General features: G+C 57.4%; 15 protein-coding genes and 1 tRNA gene. 8 read left to right on the top strand and 8 right to left on the bottom strand.

Going from position 1 to position 18,488, the window contains the following annotated elements:
- The 5 genes from rfbB (at position 1) to OIL88_07565 (ending at position 7,746) form a co-directional block, all read left to right on the top strand.
- A complete protein-coding gene (rfbB, locus tag OIL88_07585; protein ID HJI72220.1) occupies positions 1-1,023 on the top strand; it encodes a dTDP-glucose 4,6-dehydratase in 1,023 nt (340 codons plus the stop codon).
- Positions 1,024-1,144: 121 nt separating this feature from the next.
- Positions 1,145-2,593, top strand: a complete 1,449-nt coding sequence (locus OIL88_07580; protein ID HJI72219.1) for a sugar nucleotide-binding protein — start codon at positions 1,145-1,147, stop codon at positions 2,591-2,593.
- A 111-nt stretch (positions 2,594-2,704) separates the two neighbouring features.
- Positions 2,705-4,585 carry a glycosyltransferase gene (locus tag OIL88_07575; protein HJI72218.1) on the top strand — a complete coding sequence of 627 codons (1,881 nt, stop codon included), beginning with the start codon at positions 2,705-2,707 and terminating at the stop codon, positions 4,583-4,585.
- 99 nt (positions 4,586-4,684) lie between these two features.
- A complete protein-coding gene (locus OIL88_07570; GenBank protein ID HJI72217.1) occupies positions 4,685-5,872 on the top strand; it encodes a LicD family protein in 1,188 nt (395 codons plus the stop codon).
- A gap of 32 nt (positions 5,873-5,904) precedes the next feature.
- Positions 5,905-7,746: a glycosyltransferase gene (locus OIL88_07565; GenBank protein ID HJI72216.1), complete on the top strand. Its 1,842-nt coding sequence runs from the start codon at positions 5,905-5,907 to the stop codon at positions 7,744-7,746.
- A 31-nt stretch (positions 7,747-7,777) separates the two neighbouring features.
- Here OIL88_07565 and OIL88_07560 read toward each other — a convergent pair whose 3' ends face one another.
- Complete coding sequence (locus OIL88_07560; protein HJI72215.1) at positions 7,778-8,707, bottom strand: glycosyltransferase; 930 nt, start codon at positions 8,705-8,707, stop codon at positions 7,778-7,780.
- A gap of 161 nt (positions 8,708-8,868) precedes the next feature.
- On the opposite strand from OIL88_07560, the gene OIL88_07555 reads away from it, so the two are divergent.
- From OIL88_07555 to OIL88_07545, 3 genes are all read left to right on the top strand, one after another.
- Positions 8,869-9,714, top strand: coding sequence for an ABC transporter permease (locus OIL88_07555; GenBank protein ID HJI72214.1), 846 nt, complete (start codon positions 8,869-8,871; stop codon positions 9,712-9,714).
- Positions 9,715-9,726: 12 nt separating this feature from the next.
- Complete coding sequence (locus OIL88_07550) at positions 9,727-10,494, top strand: ABC transporter ATP-binding protein (GenBank protein ID HJI72213.1); 768 nt, start codon at positions 9,727-9,729, stop codon at positions 10,492-10,494.
- A gap of 54 nt (positions 10,495-10,548) precedes the next feature.
- Positions 10,549-10,625: transfer RNA gene (locus OIL88_07545), tRNA-Arg, on the top strand.
- 150 nt (positions 10,626-10,775) lie between these two features.
- Here the strand turns inward: OIL88_07545 and glf are convergent.
- From glf to aroB, 7 genes are all read right to left on the bottom strand, one after another.
- Positions 10,776-11,900, bottom strand: coding sequence for a UDP-galactopyranose mutase (gene glf / locus OIL88_07540; protein ID HJI72212.1), 1,125 nt, complete (start codon positions 11,898-11,900; stop codon positions 10,776-10,778).
- Between the two features lie 78 nt (positions 11,901-11,978).
- Positions 11,979-12,416, bottom strand: a complete 438-nt coding sequence (gene aroQ / locus OIL88_07535) for a type II 3-dehydroquinate dehydratase (GenBank protein ID HJI72211.1) — start codon at positions 12,414-12,416, stop codon at positions 11,979-11,981.
- A gap of 85 nt (positions 12,417-12,501) precedes the next feature.
- A complete protein-coding gene (locus tag OIL88_07530) occupies positions 12,502-13,752 on the bottom strand; it encodes a hypothetical protein (GenBank protein HJI72210.1) in 1,251 nt (416 codons plus the stop codon).
- Positions 13,753-14,898 carry a prephenate dehydratase gene (pheA, locus tag OIL88_07525; GenBank protein HJI72209.1) on the bottom strand — a complete coding sequence of 382 codons (1,146 nt, stop codon included), beginning with the start codon at positions 14,896-14,898 and terminating at the stop codon, positions 13,753-13,755. It lies immediately after the preceding gene.
- A 53-nt stretch (positions 14,899-14,951) separates the two neighbouring features.
- On the bottom strand, positions 14,952-16,049 hold the full coding sequence (gene aroC, locus OIL88_07520) for a chorismate synthase (protein ID HJI72208.1): 1,098 nt from the start codon (positions 16,047-16,049) through the stop codon (positions 14,952-14,954).
- Between the two features lies 1 nt (position 16,050).
- Complete coding sequence (gene aroA / locus OIL88_07515; GenBank protein HJI72207.1) at positions 16,051-17,370, bottom strand: 3-phosphoshikimate 1-carboxyvinyltransferase; 1,320 nt, start codon at positions 17,368-17,370, stop codon at positions 16,051-16,053.
- Positions 17,364-18,470: a 3-dehydroquinate synthase gene (gene aroB, locus OIL88_07510; GenBank protein HJI72206.1), complete on the bottom strand. Its 1,107-nt coding sequence runs from the start codon at positions 18,468-18,470 to the stop codon at positions 17,364-17,366. Before aroB ends, aroA begins: the two co-directional genes overlap by 7 nt.
- Positions 18,471-18,488: the final 18 nt, after the last annotated feature.

Raw genomic sequence — 18,488 nt, 5'->3', positions numbered from 1 at the left:
ATGGCAGAGGAGACCTTCTCCCCCAAGAACATCATCGTCACGGGCGGCTGCGGCTTCATCGGCAGCAACTTCGTGCACTACGTGGTCAACAACCACCCGGGCGTCCACGTGACCGTCCTGGACAAGCTGACCTACGCCGGCAACCCCGAGAACATCGCCGGGCTGCCCTCGGACCGCGTGGAGCTCGTCGTGGGCGACATCTGCGACGCCGGGCTGCTGGACCGCATCGTCCCGGGCCACGACGCGATCGTGCACTACGCCGCAGAGAGCCACAACGACAACTCCATCGCCGACCCGGAGCCGTTCCTGCGCACCAACGTGGAGGGCACCTTCCGCCTGCTGGAGGCCGTCCGCAAGTACGGCATCCGCTACCACCACGTCTCCACCGACGAGGTCTACGGCGACCTGGCGCTCGACGACCCGGCGAAGTTCACCGAGGAGACGCCGTATCACCCGAGCAGCCCGTACTCGAGCACCAAGGCGTCCTCTGACATGCTGGTCCGCGCCTGGACCCGCACCTACGGCCTGCGCACCACGATCTCCAACTGCTCCAACAACTACGGCCCCTACCAGCACGTGGAGAAGTTCATCCCCAGGCAGATAACGAACATCATCGACGGCGTCCGCCCCAAGCTCTACGGGAAGGGCGAGAACGTCCGCGACTGGATCCACACCGAGGACCACTCCTCTGCCGTCTGGGACATCCTCACGAAGGGCCGCATGGGGGAGACCTACCTCATCGGCGCCGACGGCGAGAAGAACAACATCACGGTCCTGCGCATGATCCTGGAGGCGATGGGACGCGACCCCGAGGACTTCGACTGGGTCGCCGACCGCCCCGGCCACGACCGCCGCTACGCCATCGACAGCACGAAGCTCCAGCGCGAGCTGGGCTGGAGGCCGGCGCACACCGACTTCGCCGGGGGCCTCAAGGCCACCATCGACTGGTACGTCGCCAACGAGTCCTGGTGGCGCCCGGCCAAGGAGGCCACCGAGGCCAGGTATAAGGCGCAGGGCCAGTAGGCCGCACCCCGGCGAACCGCACCGCGGGGCGCCCGCGCGGGGCCGCAGGGCATGGGGATGATCCTGCGTCCCCGCGCGGGCGCCCCGGTTTCCCAACCTCTTCGATAGGAGCTTTTCCCACATGGCTGACATCGCATTCGAGAAGGACCTCTCCGTCGCCGAGACCGGCATCGAGGGCCTCAAGGTAGTCGACCTCGCCGTCCACGGCGACTCGCGCGGCTGGTTCAAGGAGAACTGGCAGCGCGCCAAGATGACCGCCCTGGGCATCCCCGATCTCAGGGTCGTCCAGAACAACATCTCCTATAACGACAGCCGCGGCGTCACCCGCGGCATCCACGCGGAGCCCTGGGACAAGTTCATCTCCGTGGCCCGCGGCTCGGTCTTCGGCGCCTGGGTGGACCTGCGCGAGGGCAGCGAGACCTTCGGCAAGGTCTACACCTGCACGCTCGACCCGTCCAAGGCCATCTACGTCCCGCGCGGCGTGGGTAACTCCTTCCAGGCGCTCGAAGACGGCACCGCCTACACCTACCTGGTGGACGCCCACTGGTCGCTGGAGCTCAAGAGGACCTACACCTTCGTGAACCTCGCCGACCCCGAGCTCGCCATCGAGTGGCCGATCCCGCTGGCCGAGGCCACCGTCTCCGAGGCCGACCTCAACCACCCGATGCTGAAGGACGTCGTCCCCATGGCTCCCAGGCGCACCCTCGTCACCGGCTGCAACGGCCAGCTGGGCCACGCGGTCCGCGCGCTGGCGGAGGAGCGCGGCGTCGCCAAGGACTTCGACTTCTGCGACATCGACACCTTCGACATGTCCGACCCGGACGCCTACACACAGTACGACTGGTCGCTCTACGGCACCGTGATCAACTGCGGCGCCTACACGGCCGTGGATAAAGCGGAGACCCCCGAGGGCCGTGTCATCGCCTGGAAGGCCAACGCGACCGGCCCGGCGCTCCTCGCCCGCACCTGCGCCGAGCACGGCATCACGCTCGTGCACGTCTCCTCCGACTACGTCTTTGACGGCACCGCCGAGGTCCACACCGAGGTCGAGCCCCTCAGCCCGCTTTCCGTCTACGGCCAGACCAAGGCCGCGGGCGACATCGCCGTGGCCGGGTGCCCCCGCCACTACATCATGCGCTCCAGCTGGGTCATCGGCGAGGGCCACAACTTCGTGAAGACCATGAAGGGGCTCTCCGACCGCGTGGCCGACCCCGAGGACGGGCTCACGCAGGTCACCGTCGTGGACGACCAGCTGGGACGCCTGACCTTCACGCGCGACATGGCCGAGGCCATCTTCCACGTGCTGGGGACGCACGCCCCCTACGGCACCTACGACTGCACGGGCTCCGGCGCCGTCAAGTCCTGGGCCGACATCGCCCGCGCCGTCTTCGAGGCGGCCAACGGCAACGGCGAGAAGGTCTTGCCGGTTTCGACCGCCGACTACTACGCGAACGCCGCGGGCCCCATCGCCCCGCGCCCGGTCCACTCCGCTCTCGACCTGTCCAGGCTCGAGTCGGTCGGCTTCCACATGCCCGACTGGGAGGAAGAGCTAAAACTTCATTTTGATTAGATGCCTTTAGTACATTGTTTGCATTCTTAAAATCAGTGAGAATGCAAACAATGCCATGGGCATTTATGCCATTTTGCCAAGTTGCACCAGGAATTTTTTGGATGGTTTTCAATGCATTTTAAACTTGCAAATTTGATTTTTAACGGATCTGATGCGATGTTGCAGTATCCATTGCTTTGCTATAGGGCAACGGAGGGTCTTGTTATTCCAACTTCGAATGGCGCTATTGAAATCATGAAATCGACCAATGTTGATTTCACAACATATTTTAATGCGCTATCCATTTATAAGTGGCGAAAATACACTACTGCAAAGGCGTTTTATCTTCATATCGAGTATTGCGGCTCCGCCTTAACGCTTCAGCAGACGTATGCAAATAATTATTCTTGGATTCCTTCTACAATTGATGGCTCTGCGGTTAGTTTGCAACGATCCGATGAATGGAGTACGGCTGAAATCGAACTCTCCCTTTGTGAGGGAGAGATTCTGCACGCTTTTAATATCAGTACTGAAGGCCCTGTTAATATTCGGAATGCGTATTATTATTGCGATTGTGAAGAACTGGATATTCATCCAGTTGAGCTAGCGCTTGCAACTACTACGTTTAAAAAAGAAGACTATATTGTCCGTAACGTATCTCTTTTACAAAAGAACATTATTGATTCTGATGAAGAGATTGCTGATCATTTCCACGTACACATTATTGATAATGGCCGTTCGCTGAATAGTGCAAACCTGGATTCATCGCGTGTTACTGTTCATCCAAATCCTAATGTCGGCGGGTCTGGTGGTTTTGCTCGGGGGATGATTGAGTCACTTGAGCAGAATCCTAAAGCGACTCATGTTCTCCTGATGGACGATGATGTCGAGGTTCTTCCCGAGAGTTTTATCCGCACTTTCAACCTGCTCTCTCTTCTCAAAGAAGAATATGCTGAGGCCTTTTTATCGGGTGCCATGATGAGCTTGGAAGAGCCCAATTTGCGTACCGAGGATTTAGGGTTCTTTACTGCTAAGGGAACTTTTTCTCCCCTTAAGCCTGCAGGCTATATGACCTCACTTCATGATGTCGTTGAGACCGAGATATATAAGGCCCCAACTGGCCTTTATGAGGACACTGCCCAACAGTATGCTGGCTGGTGGTATTGCGTTATACCTACCGCAACGATTGAACGTGAGGGGTTGCCCTTGCCCTTATTTGTTCGTTCTGATGATGCTGAGTATGCGCTTCGTTGCAAACCCAAGTTCATGTCCATGAATGGTATTTGCGTTTGGCATAATTCCTTTAAGTTTAAGTATAGTGCTGCCGTGGAGCGTTATCAGGTAAGCCGAAATACGCTAATCAGTCAGGCGACAACTGGCGCTGCGCCTCTCTCTGATTTTCTTTATGAGATTCGTCGTGAAGTTGAGCTCGACTTGAAGAAATTTAATTACGATGAAGCTGCTCTTGCCGTAAAAGGTCTTGAAGATTTTTTGAGAGGTCCGGAGTGGATTTCTCATCCTGTCGCTGAATCCCGTTTTATGGCGGCAAATCGTGAAAGGGAACAATTGATTCCCATCGAGCAGCTCATCCCTCAGGCACAAGAATTGGGTGTCGACTTGACGCAACTGACTTTTGGCAATTTGAGCCTTGGGGGCGACAGGTCTAGGCTGCAGGCATTTAAGGATTATCTGACCATTAATGGCCACCGTTTTGTTAACGACTCCGCTAAACGTAACGGTAGGGTTGCTGTTATTGATGCTGCGGGATGGGTTTATCCCGCAGGTAAAATCAGGGATGTTGACACGCTTATTGTGGTAGATATGCCTAATAAAAAGGGTGCCATTAGACGTATGGATAAGAAGCGATTCAAAGAGGTTTGGAGTCGTTTTCGTAAAGCCGAGAAGGAATTCAAGCGAAACAAAGATAAGATTTATACCGAATACGCTTCGTATAGAGATGTCTTTACTTCGATCGATTTCTGGAAACAGTATTTGAAAGAGGCGTCGGAGTAGTCTTCATGTGAGTGGGTTTCAAGGTGGGACCCACTCATTCTTTTGTATCATATGAGTAATTGTGCTTCGTTCATTGTTTGTTGTTGCGAAGGTTAAGCCATGTCCTTGCTTTCTACTATTAAAAAGATCCTCCCTGGCTCATCCCGATCGTTGCATGCTATGCATGAGGATATGGACCGTCGTTTTGACGAGGTTTTCGCCCGTATTGAGCAGGCCGATAACGGTATCAATATGAATATCAATTACAAATTCGATACTCGGCTATTTCCAGAAATTGAATTGCTCAAGCAACGCCAACAAAGTCTGTCAGAACAAATGAGGCTTCGCTTTGAATTGTTAGCGCGACGTGCGTACCCCGATCTCACCCCTTTTGAGCTCCGTTGCAAAATCTTTGATGCATTGCCCGACGCCGAGGGTGATATTCGATTGATGCAGCAGGCAAACGCGGCGTTGATGAGTAAGCTAGACGCGATTTGTGCTGCCGATAATATTCAATACTGGCTTTCTTATGGTTCTCTTGTTGGCACCTTGTCTCGATCGGGTTTTATTCCTTGGGACGACGATATTGATATCTGCATGCTTAGGTCCGATGTGGATAAGCTCACTGCCGCTTTAAAAGACGACCCTGAATATCAAATCACTCTTGTATATGACTGGTTTGTAAAGTGCCGTCAAGTTCGCTTTTGTTCAACTAATTCGCTTATACCTTGTTTTGTGGACATTTCGATTTACGACCGTGCGGCCGAGAATTCCAAGCGCGCGAACGATCGACTTAGGCAACTCAGAATTGAGCTTATGGATTTCTTTGACAAAAATGAACATGAGTTTAGTTTTTGGAAAGATAATCCTTGGATGTTTCATCCCGACAGTGGTCTTAGCGTGCAGTGCGGGGATGTTGACTTGGAAGCTCAGAGAACAGTTGTTTCTTCTGCGGAGATTGATCTTGTCCAGAGCGTATTCGATTCGTTTAACGAAAAGGCTCATGCACTTGGTTTGTTGACCGATGAGCCTCATGGCGATTTTGCATACGCGATCGATAACGTTTTTGATGCCCCTAAGCGAAAAATAATTTGGGATCGCAACGATATTCTTCCCGTAAGAAAGCATCCGTTTGGCGGTTTCTCTTTTTCGGTTCCTGCGAAAGCGGAAAAGGTCGCTGACGCCTGTTATCCTGGATGGCCTTACATGCCTATGGACATCTGCGGGCATGATCATTTTGCAAAGGATGTTTTGTCTGATCCTGATGTTCGCTCCGCGATGGCAAAGTTTGTCGTCGAATGTAATTAGTAGTTACAACAGCTTTGATTAAGGTATTTGAAATGCAGTTTAAACTTGCGAATGTTGTACTTAAAGTTGAAAAGCATGCAAAGGATTTTCCCGAACTCTACTATCGCGTGCTCTCTGGTGATGCTTCGTATGATGACGACATTCATTCACTTCATATCAATGGAAACGTTGACTTTTTGACGTATGTGAATGGCTTATCTGCTGGCAAATGGCAACAATATGCGTCTGTTGGCGGCGTCGTCTTGCATATGGCTTTATTTGGCAGGGGCCGGGTTGTCGTTCATGGAGTGAGATCTTGCGAACTGAATCCCGTCGAGCTTAAATCTTATCCTTTTGATGGCGATAAAGTTGATCCTTGCGTTCTCGATATCGATATCGATACAACCGGCTACGACTTGATCGGTTTTAGGATTGAGAGTGATGAGAGCTATTCCGTAGACCTCTTGAACGCCTCTTATCTGACTGATGTTCCTGAGGACTCAATTAACCAGATCAATCTTGCTCTTTCTACTACTACATTTAAGAATGAGCAGTACATTCTTCCGAATATTGAACTCGTTAAAGCAGGCATCTCCAAAGAGGACGGTCCGATTCGCGACCACTTCCACATGTTTGTCGTCGACAATGGGCAGACGCTCGATTCTGCATCACTTTCCGATGGGCTAGTCACCGTGCTCCCGAATCCCAATACGGGCGGTTCGGGGGGATTCGCGCGTGGAATGATGGCGGCTACTGAAACTCCTGATCGGTTCACCCATATCATCTTGATGGATGACGATGTCTCTATCATGCCCGAGAGTTTGATTCGTACGTTCAACCTGCTCTCTCTTGCTAGGGGCAAATATAAGGATGCCTTTATTAACGGCGCCATGCTTTCGATGGAGGATCCCACTCGTCAGTTTGAGGATGTCTCGTATGTGACGACTACTGGTGCCTATCGTCGAGTAAAAGAAGATCTGAATGTTGGCAAGCTGGCTGACATTCTCGAAAACGAGCGTACGAGTGTTGAGGTTGACCAGGCCTATGGAGCTTGGTGGTATAGCTGCATTCCGGTGAAGGCTATCGAAAAGAACGGTCTTCCCATGCCTTTCTTCATCCGCTGTGACGATGTTGAGTTTGGCATGCGCAATAAGCCTGTCTACATGACCATGAATTGCATTTGCGTGTGGCATGCAAGCTTTGAGGGGCGTTTCCGCGCTTCGGTTGACTGCTACCAGTACTTCCGCAACTTCTTTGCCATGATTTCACTCGATGATTGTGCTGATGAGAAAATGTTTGTCCTTCGTATTCAGCGAGGGGTACGTCAGAACTTGCGCGATATGGATTATCAGGCTGCTGAGTTTATCCTTGATGGCTTTGAGGACTATCTGCGCGGCCCTGAGTATCTCCAGAAGCTTGATGGCGCCGCGACGATGATTGGTAAGGGTAAGTTAAACGAAAAGCTGATTCCTGTTTCCGAAATGGATCCAGAGCTTCTTCGCAAGGCTGGGGTTACGGAGCAAGTGCTCGCTAATGTTAATCTGGAATTCCATCCTTCGAAATTTATGAAGTATTGGAGATCTATTCCTTACGACAAACACTATCTTCCCGATGCGCTGTTGCGCGGAAAGCCCGGCTATGCAGTTAAGAATGGCAGCTGTACGCTTGAAGGCAATTCGACGCGTTGCAAGACGCTGGTATTTCTTGATCCGACCCGCGAGAAGGGGTCGGTCCGCACGATGGATCGGGCGCGGTTCAAGAGTATTCGCCGCCGAGAGCACGAACTGATGGCGCGCTATCGTAAAGAGGGCAAGAGTGCCAGGGGGGCATGGAAAGATGCCATGCCGTACATGACTTCGCGAGAGTTTTGGGAACAGTATTTAGGTCTGAAATAAGAAGAGGTCCGGATTAAGCCCGGACCTCTTCTTATTTTGAATAGGTTTTATAGGCTTGTAACTCCCATTGTTTTCTTTCGACTTTTGCAACTGAGTCGAGGATTAGTCCCGTTGCTAGGCTCAACCCAAACAGGAACATGAATGAGGCCGCAAGTATGGCCGTGGGGAAGCGGGGGACTAAGCCGGTTTGGAAGTACTCCACAACAATTGGAATTCCGAGGGCAAGGCCTATGATGGCGAAGATGAGCGCTATAAGGGTAAAGAACTTGAGCGGACGATAGTCTTTAAAGAGCGTTCCAATCATTGCGATGACCTTGATGCCGTCGCTAACGGTGTTGAGCTTGGACTCGGAGCCTGCGGGCCGATCGCGATACTCCACCGGCACGTCTTTAATTCGCCAGCGGTGATCGACAGCATGGATGGAGAGCTCGGTCTCAATCTGGAAGCCCTCGCTCAAAACGGGGAAGGTCTTGACGAAGGGTCTGCTCATGGCTCGGTAGCCGGTCATCACGTCGTCAAAGCTGTAGCCGTAAATCCACTTGATCATGGCGCGAACAAGATTGTTGCCAAAGCCGTGGAAGGCCCTCTTGTTCTCTTCGGCATAGGTGCCGTTTGACAGGCGATCGCCAACGGTCATATCGGCTTCGCCGTTAAGGATGGGCTCGCAAAGCGCCTTTGCCGCCTCGGCGGGGTAAGTGTCGTCTCCATCAACCATTAGATAGCATTCGGCGTCGACATCACGGAACATTTGGCGGCACACGTTGCCTTTGCCCTGTCTGGGCTCGTGGCGCACCGTGGCACCGTGCTGCTTGGCGATTTGCGAAGTGCCATCAGACGAGTTGTTGTCATATACAAAGACGGTTGCACCGGGTAACTCTCGATGAAAATCGTCGACAACTTTGCCAATCGTCAGCGCTTCGTTGTAGCAGGGGATTATGACGGCGGTATTCGAATAGTCCATGTAGGACCTCCTTTAATGAATCAACGGGTCGAAAGTATACCTATCGTCTGCCCCTTTGATTAGATATGGGTTAGTTCTCCAGATTTGTTGCGGTGAGTTATCGTCAACGTGGGAGGGCTATACTTTCCACTGTTATGTTTTACGAGACAAGGAGATGGTCCGTGGCTGACAACGTAGAGAGTCAGAAAGCGGTGGCTAAACCGGCCTCTCACGCTAAAAATGATTTTGAAAAGGACAAGTTCATTCTTAAGCAGCTTGTCACCAAAGATTTTAAGATTAAATATCGTCGCAGTGTTCTGGGTGTGGCATGGTCCGTGCTTAACCCGCTGCTGATGATGATTGTTATGTCGATCGTGTTTTCGACAATCTTCGCGCAAGGTCGCAATGGTTCTATTACGCCCGAAATGTATCCGCTTTACTTGATCGTCGGTAACGTGACGTTCTCTGTCATGTCCGAGTCGACGAACCAAGCGCTTATGTCCATCATTTGGGCGTCCTCGTTGCTGAAGAAGGTCAAAGTGCATCGTTGGGTGTTCCCGGTGCAGAAGGTGTTGTTCTCACTCGTCAACTTTTCCTTCTCTTTGGTTGCCGTCGCCCTTGTTATGCTCTTTTTCCGCGTGGCTCCTACTTGGCATTTAATTCTTCTGCCGGTTTGCCTGCTGTTGCTCATGTGCTTCTGTATGGGTTTGGGCATGATGCTGTCAGCATTGGCAGTCTTCTTCCGTGACGTTATGCATCTGTGGAGCGTTGTTATTACTGCTTGGATGTATTTGACGCCGATTTTCTGGACGACAGACTTTATCAGCCAAATGTCACATTGGATCCAGGTCCTTGTGGTTGTGAACCCCATGTACAACTACCTCCAGTTTATGCGTGATATCTTCCTGTTTAATACCGTGCCTTCTGCGCTTACCTTTGGGCTGTGTGTTGTTTGGGCTGTTCTTGCTCTTGCTATTGGCTACACCGTGTTTCATAAGACTGAGCACAAGTTTATTCTCTACATCTAAGGAGTGCTGTTTATGACTGAATCTGCTATTGATTACAGCAAGCAGCCCCTTGCTGTTGAGGTCAAAGACGTCACCATGATCTTTAATATGGCGTCCGAGTCGCTTACGAACCTCAAGGAGTACTTTATTAAGCTCGCCAAGCACGAGCTGTTCTTTGAGGAGTTCCGTGCGCTTAAGCACATTTCGTTTGATGTGCATCGCGGCGAGGTCGTTGGCCTTGTTGGTACTAACGGTTCCGGCAAGTCTACGATGCTCAAGATTATCGCTGGCGTTTTGGAGCCCAGCGAAGGTGAGGTTAAGGTTCACGGCAATATTGCACCGCTGATTGAGCTTGGTGCCGGCTTTGACCCGGAGCTTACCGCGCGTGAAAATATCTACCTTAACGGTGCGCTGCTTGGCTATACCAAGGAGTTTATCGATGCTAGTTTTGATGAGATCATTGAGTTCGCCGAGCTCAAAGACTTTGTCGACATGCCGCTGAAGAACTTCTCTTCGGGTATGGTTGCACGCATTGCCTTTGCTATCGCTACGATTACCGAGCCCGATATCCTCATCGTTGATGAGACGCTTTCTGTTGGCGATGTCTTTTTCCAGCAGAAGTGCGAGCGCCGCATTCAGCACTTTATCGAGAGCGGCGACGTCACGGTCTTGTTCGTTTCTCACTCCATGGAGCAGGTTGAGCGCATTTGCCAGCGTGCCGTATGGATCGAGAAGGGTGACCTGCGTATGGATGGCCCCGTGGACGAGGTCTGCAAGGCGTACCACGACCAGTTCAAGTAGGTTATAATCTTTTAGTCGCGCGAACTTGTATCCGCTTGGACGTGCGGCTTTTATGCTCCATTAGCTCAGTTGGATAGAGCAGGGGACTTCTAATCCCAAGGTCGACGGTTCGAATCCGCCATGGAGCACCAATAGAGTTTTTGAAGACCCGGTTTAATGCCGGGTCTTTGCTTTTTGGCACGTGGGCGTGCAGTGCTCCCTCAACAAAAAGTCCGATGCAGCGATGCTGCACCGGACTTTCTACATCCCTGAATGGCTGTCTACCTTTGTCGTTGAGCTCCCTACGCCTCAGTCGGCTCCACGCCCAGCTCGTTGCGGACGAGCTCGAAGGCGGCGACGATGGCCTTGTCCATGTCGTAGTACTTGTAGCCGCCCAGGCGACCGGCGAAGATCACGTCGCCCTCCTGCGCCGCCAGCTCCTCGTACTGCCTGTACAGGGCCTCGTTCTTGGTGTCGTTGATGGGGTAGTAGGGCTCGTCGCCGGGCTTCCAGTCGGCTGGGTACTCGCGCGTGATGACGGTCTTGTCCTGCGTGCCGAACTCGAAGTGCTTGTGCTCGATGATGCGTGTGTAGGGGACCTCGCGCTCGGTGTAGTTGACCACGGCCACGCCCTGGTGGTCGGCCTCGTCGAGGGTCTCGGTCTCGAAGCGCAGGCTGCGGTACTCGAGCGTGCCCAGCTTGAAGTCGTAGAAAGCGTCGATGGGGCCGCAGTAGATCGTCCTGGCGGCGATATCGGGCTCGGCGGCGACCAGCTCCTTGTATTCCACGCCGCAGCGCACCTCGACGCCCTCGAGCATGTTGGCGACCATCTTGGTGTAGCCGCCCATGGGGATGCCCTGGTAGCGGTCGTTGAAATAGTTGTTGTCGTAGGTGAAGCGGCAGGGGAGGCGCTTGATGATGCTCGCGGGCAGGTCGCGGCAGTCGCGGCCCCACTGCTTCTCGGTGTAGCCCTTCACGAGCGTCTCGAAGATGTCGCGGCCGACGAGCGACAGTGCCTGCTCCTCGAGGTTCTGCGGCTCGCCGATGTTCTCGGCGGCCACCTGCTCGGCGATCTTGGCGCGGGCGTCCGCCGGCGTGACGACGCCCGGCCACATCTTGGCGAAGGTGTTCATGTTGAAGGGCATGTTGTACATGTTGCCGTGGAAGTTGGCTACCGGCGAGTTGACGTAGTTGTTGAACTCGGCGAAGCGGTTGACGTAGTCCCAGACATCCTTCATGGAAGTGTGGAAGATATGCGCGCCGTAGCGGTGCACCTGGATGCCCTCGACGTCCTCGGTGTAGATGTTGCCGGCGATATGGTCGCGGCGGTCGATGACCAGGACCGACTTGCCGGCGCGCCTGGCGGCATTGGCAAAGACGGCGCCCGAGAGGCCGGCACCGACGACGAGGTAATCGTACTGGGACATGGATAAGCTCCTTTGTATGTCGATTGGACAGTTACTTTAGTTTAGGGACAAACATATCTGGTGTCTTTGTCCCAGGGATTAGTGTAGCAGATGCCCTTTCAACAGCTCCAGCGCGTGTGCGTAGCCCTGCAGGCCCTCGCCGGTGATGGTGGCGAAGCAGGCCAGGCGGGCGTAGCTCACCTGGCGGAAGTCCTCGCGTGTCTCTACGGCGCTGATGTGTACCTCGACGGCAGGGATGGCGACGGCCTTGAGGGCATCGAGGATCGCGACGCTCGTGTGCGTGTAAGCCGCCGGGTTGATGACGATGCCGTCGGCCTTGCCGTAGGCCTCCTGGATCTTGTCGACGATGGTGCCCTCGTGGTTAGACTGGAAGACCTCGACTTCTTCGAAGCCCTGTGCGGCGCCCGCTTCCTGGCAGATCTGCACTAAGCGGTCGTAGTTGTCGCTGCCGTAGATGCCCGGCTCGCGAATGCCGAGCATGTTGAGGTTGGGCCCGTTGATGACGAGTGCTTTCATGGTTGCTTCCTTTGCGGTTGGGCGGGCGGTGAGGCGGAATGAAAAACCACCACAAAGTTGCCTGTCCCCTTTGTGGTGGTTTTTGTTAGAGAGCGGGTGGGAGGGTGTCGAGGACGGCACGGGCGGTGTTGGCGGCGCAGTCGCGTGAGTCGATGATGTGGTCGGCCCAGGCGCGGTAGCGCGGCATACGCTGCTCGGCGAGCTTGTCGATGCCGTCGCGGGCGGTGATGGGGCGCCCCTTGTGGGCGAGCTCGTCGAGCTTGCGGTTGAGCATCACGATCTGGCTGTTCTGGTGCAGCAGCGGATAGTTTTCGTCGCGCGTGACCACGCCGCCACCCGTGGAAAGCACCAGGCCGCTGCGCTTGGAGATGTCGGCCAGCACCGCCGTCTCCTGCTCGCGGAAGGCCGCCTCGCCGTGCTTGACGATAAAGTCGGCGCAGGGCATGCCCAGACGCTCCTCGAGCGCGCGATCCAAGTCGATGTGCTCGCGATCCGTGAGCAGGGCGATCCGCTCGCCCACGCGGGTCTTGCCCGAACCTGGCATGCCAATCAGGGCGATGTTCTGCTCGCGGTGAGACAGGCGCTCCGTTACGTCCAGGATGCGCTCGCGCGGGGTGGCTTTGCCGGTGTAGCGCTCAACAGCCCGTGCTGCTTGTGCCACAAGCATAAGCAGACCGCCGATGCAGGGGATGCCGCGGCGCTCGGCCTCGAGCATCAGGCCCGTGCGGGCGGGGTTGTAGACAATGTCGATGACGCCCTCGAGCGCATCGAGGCCTTCGAGCGTGCAGGGAGCGTCGGGGCAGTGGGGGAACATGCCGGCAGGCGTGCAGTTGACGAGCAGCGCGGCATCGGATTGCTGCGCGATGTTGCCATAGTTGACCTCGCTCGTGCGTCCGGCAGGCACGACGGTGGCGCCCAGGTCGCCGAGCACCATGCTGGCAGTGGTACCTGCGCCACCGGTGGCGCCGAGCACAAGGACCTTCTTGTCGGCAACTTCAACGCCCAGCTCCTCGACTAGACACTGAAAACCAAAGTAGTCAGTGTTGTCGCCGCGCAGGCGGCCGTCGGGCAGGCGCGTGATGGTGTTGACGTTGCCCATGCGTTCGGCGAGTGGACTCAGCTCGTCCAGGTATTCCATGACGGTGCGCTTGTAGGGGATGGTAACATTGGTGCCCTCCCACTCGTCGCCCGTCATAAAGGCCGCGAGCTCCTCGGGCTCGCGCTCAAAACGCACGTACTCAAGCCCCGCCAGCTCCTTGTAGATGGTCGGGGTGTAGCTGTGGCCCAGCACGCGGCCCAGCACGCCGTAGGGGCGGGTTGCGGCGACATCGGTCATCTAGAGCACCTCCGTGTAACTGCCAAAGTAGGTGAAGCTCTCGCACACGTCGTCGATGGAATCGAGCAGATCATCGAGGGCCTTGCTGCCAAAGGGGCAGTCCAGGTCAAAGTAGAACATAAACTCAAAGTCGCGACCGGGGATGGGGCGGCTCTCGAGCTTGATGAGGTTGATGCTGAGTGCGTAGAAGCGCTCGAGTACGCGATAGAGTGCGCCCGGCTCGTTGGCCGTGGTAATCATGAGCGAGGTGCGGTTGGCGCCGGGGTAGACGCGTGGCTCGCGGCTGATGACGACAAAGCGCGTGTAGTTGTTGTCCGAGTCCTGGATGTTGGGCTCCAGCACCTCCAGGCCATAGAGTGCCGCGCAGCTGCGCGATGCGATGGCGGCAACATCGGTGCGCTCGGAGCTGGCGACCATCTCGGCCGACATGGCCGTGTTGGGGTACTTGTTGGCGTGCAGGTCGTGCGCCTCGATAAAGCCGGCGCATTGGGCAATGGCCTGGCCGTGGCTGTAGACCTCGTGCACGTCCGCAAGCTTGGTGCCGGGCTTGACGAGCAGGTTGTGGTCGATTTTGAGGCGAAGCGAGCGCACGATATGGAAGTCGAACTGGGCGAGCAGGTCGTAGACGGCGTTGACCGAACCGGCGGTGGAGTTCTCGATGGGCAGCACGCCAAACTCGCAGAAGCCGTCGCGCACGGCGCGCATGACGCCCTCGAAGGTCTCGAAAAACGCGATGTCGGGCACGTCGAAGAGCTTGCACGCGGCGATTTGGCTGTAAGCGCCCTCGACGCCCTGGCAGGCGACGGTGGCCGTTTGAGGGAAGGGCGTGTCGGAGGCTGCAGCCGTGGCGTGGGCCTTTTGCGAGACGGTGATGCCCTTGAGCTCGTTGATGTAGCGCTGCTGCTCGGCCTTGCTCATGCTCATGAGGAGACGGAACAGGGTGATGGTCTGCGCCTCGTAGCGCTCGGGCGCGCGGCTGGCGAGGTTGTTGAGCTTGGAGCGCTCACGGGCGGGGTCGAAGACGGCCTTGCCCATCTCGATTTTTGACTTGGCGACCTCGGTGGCAATGTCCATGCGCTCGACAAAGCTGTTGAGGAGCGCGGTGTCGATGCCATCGATGGTCTGGCGAATATCGGCAAGGTCCATGGAAGTCCCTTTCGCGTAACGGCTGAGTTGACAGGCAACTCAGGTGAGTCGGGTTAGAGCTGGCCTGCGTCCTCGAGGAGAGCGTCCCAGATGGCGAGGGCGGCGGCTGCTTCGGCTACGGGGACGGCTCGGGGGACGATGCAGGGATCGTGACGGCCGTGGACCGAGAGCCCGGCATTTTCCATAGCGTCCATGTCCACCGTCTGCTGCTCGCGGCCAATGGAGGGCGTCGGCTTTACGGCCATGCGCCACATGACGGGCGCGCCGGTCGAAATACCGCCCAGGATGCCGCCGGCGTTGTTGGACTCGACCTCGATCTCGCCGGTCTCGGCATCGATGCGATACGGATCATTGTTCTCGCTGCCGCGCATGGCGGCCACGGCAAAGCCCATGCCAAACTCCACGCCCTTTACGGCGGGAATGCCAAACGCGATTTGCGCGATGCGGTTCTCGATGCCGTCGAACATGGGGTCGCCGATGCCCGCGGGAAGCCCATAAATGCCGCACTCCACGATGCCGCCGATGCTGTCGAGTTCGTCGCGTGCGGCTAGGATCTCCTCGCGCATGCGGCCGGCTGCGGCGGCGTCAATGCAAGGAAGATCGTTCGTTAGGATCGCTTTGCGGTCGGCCTCGCGATAGACCATATCGTCCATCGGCAGGTCGGAGATGCCGCCGATCTGCGCGACGTGCGCCATTACTTTAATGCCGCGGGCCTCGAGTGCCTGCAGCGCAATGCCGCCGGCGATGCACAGGGGTGCCGTTAGGCGGCCGGAGAAGTGCCCGCCACCGGCGACATCGTGCATGTTGTGATACTTCACGCGCGCAGGGAAGTCCGCATGTCCCGGACGGGGCTTGCGGCGCAGCTCGGAGTAATCCTTGGAGCGCGTGTTGGTGTTCTCGATAATCGCGGCGATGGGCGCGCCGGTGGTATGTCCATCGACAACACCGGCGATGATGTGCGCGGCGTCGGCCTCGCGGCGCTTGGTTGCGGTCTCGTCGCGACCGGGGGCGCGACGGTCAAGGAAGGCCTGCAGCTGCTCCTGGTCCACGGCGATGCCCGCCGGGATGCCATCGAGTGAGCAGCCGATGGCGGGGGAGTGCGACTGGCCGAAGATGCTTAAGTGCAAGACGTTGCCAAAGGTCGAGGACATGCTATTCCTCCTCGAGCGTGACCTTGCCGCCCAGCAGGCGGTAGTGGTCGAAGAAATCGGGATAGGACTTGTTGACGGCCTCGGCGCCGTGGATCACGACCTCGCCGGTGGCGCGGCTCGCGGCGATAGCGGCCATCATGGCGATGCGGTGGTCGTTGTGCGAATCGACCTCGCCGCCGGTGAAGGCATCGACACCCTTGATGATGAGGTCATCGCCGGCAATGCGCACCTGCGCGCCCAGCGCGGTGAGCTCGCGGGTGGTGGTGACCAGACGGTCGGATTCCTTGATGCGCAGACGGGCGCAATCGCGGATAAAGGTGCGGCCCTGTGCCAGCGAGGCCACGGCTGAGATGACGGGCACCAGGTCCGGAATGTCGTGGGCACTCATCTCAAAGCCGGCGAGTTTGTCGGACTGCACGGTGGCGGCGTTGGTGGAGCGCACGATGCGGGCGCCAAAGCGCGAAAGCGCGGCAAGCACGTTACGGTCGCCCTGTGCGGAGCTTAGCGACACGCCCTCGACGGTGATTGGGTCGGTGCCGATGGCGCCGGCGCACAGCCAAAAGGCGGCGTTGGACCAGTCGCCCTCGACGGCTACGCTGCCGGGCGTGCGGTACGAGCCACTGCTCACGCGGAAGTTTGTGACCTCGGGCTGGCCGTCCTTGGCCGGAATGCGCTCGACGTTGACCTCGACGCCAAAGGCCTTCATGGCCTGTATCGTCAGGTTGATGTAGGGGCGGCTCTCGATGAGGCCGGTTACCTGCACGCAGGAGGGCTGGGCCAGCAGCGGGGCTGCCAGCAGCAGGCCCGAGATGTACTGCGAGCTCACATTGCCCGGCAGCACAAAGGTGCCAGGGCGCATGCGGCCGCTCGTCTTGAGCGGAAAGCCGCCCAGACCCTGCAGGTCGCAGCCGGCGGCGATGATCTCGTCCGAGAGCGGGGAGAGCGGGCGGGCGCCCAGACGGCCCTGGCCCACGAAGGTGGCCTCCGCACCCAGCGCGCAGGCGACGGGCAGCATAAAGCGCAGCGTGGAGCCGCTCTCACCGCAGTCAAGCGTGCTGCCGGCAAGGGCCTTGAGCAGGCCAAACTCAACACTCTTCATGGTGGGGTGGACCTGGAAGCCGTCCTCGACGGTCTCGATGCGAGCACCCAGTGCCGTAAGGCAGCGCACCGTGGCCTCTATGTCGGCGCAGGTGGTGTTGCAGGTGACGTGTGTCTCGCCGTTGGCAAGCGCAGCGCAGATGATCAGGCGATGCGCCATCGACTTGGACGCGATGGCGGGAACGGTGCCCTTGAGCGGGGACGGGGTGATGCGGGCTAGCATGCGGATGCGTCTCCCTTCTGGCCGAGGCCCTCGGCAATGAGTTCGTGGAAAGTGGAAAGCGGCGTACGGTCGATGCTGCAGCGGCCAATGCCGTGCGGAATCACCAGGTCGATGGTGTCGCCCGCGCGCTTCTTGTCGTGGAGCGCCTCGGCAAAGACGGCATCGGCATCTAGGTCGCAGCGGGTCTTGAGGCCATGGCGGGCACAGAGTTCCTCAATACGACCGGGCAGCGCAGCATCGCAGACGCCGTGCAGGGCCGCGGCGCGCGTGATGATACCCATGCCGATCGACACGCAGTTGCCGTGTCCCAGCTCAAAGTGCTCGCAGGCCTCGACGGCGTGTCCGGCGCTGTGTCCAAAGTTGAGGAGCTTGCGCTGGTTGGTTTCGCACTCGTCGGCGACGACCACGGCGCGCTTGATGTCGATATTGCGGGCGATGATGAGCGCTACGCGGGCCACATCGCGGTTGAGCAGCTCCAGCGTGAGCGGGGTCTTCTCCAGCTCGGCGAAGAGCTCCGGGTCGGCGATCACGGCGTGCTTGACGACCTCGCCGCAGCCGTCGGCGAACTGCTCGGGAGTGAGGGTGGCCAGGCACCCCACGTCGGCGATAACCACGCTCGGCTGCCAAAAGGCGCCGGCCAAGTTCTTGCCGGCAGCCAGGTCGATGGCGGTCTTGCCTCCCACCGACGAATCCACCATGGCGAGCAGGCTCGTGGGGATCTGCACAAACTTGCAGCCGCGCATGTAGGTGGCGGCCACAAAGCCCGTCACGTCGCCCACGACACCGCCGCCGAGTGCCACGATCACGTCGGAGCGCGAAAGCTCGTGCTCGGCCACAAACTCCAAAATGGCAACATAGGTTTCGGCGCGCTTATGGGCCTCGCCGGCTTCGAAGGTGCAGATGCTCACCTCGTAGCCTGACGCTTCCAGGCTCTGCTTAACGGGCATCTGGTAGAGGGGGCCCACGTTGGTGTCCGTAACGATGACGGCCTTGGTGCCGCCGGCAGTGGCGCGCACGAGCGGTCCCGCCTGCTCCAGCAAAAACGTGCCAACATGCACCTGGTAGGGGCGTGCGGTGTCGATATCGATGGTAATCGCCATAAGCTTCGGTCCTTTCGA

Source organism: Coriobacteriaceae bacterium, from assembly GCA_025992855.1.
Taxonomy (GTDB): Bacteria; Actinomycetota; Coriobacteriia; order Coriobacteriales; family Coriobacteriaceae; genus Collinsella.
The sequence above is the reverse complement of the archived record's forward strand: the minus strand, read 5'-3'. Positions and strand labels throughout refer to the sequence as shown.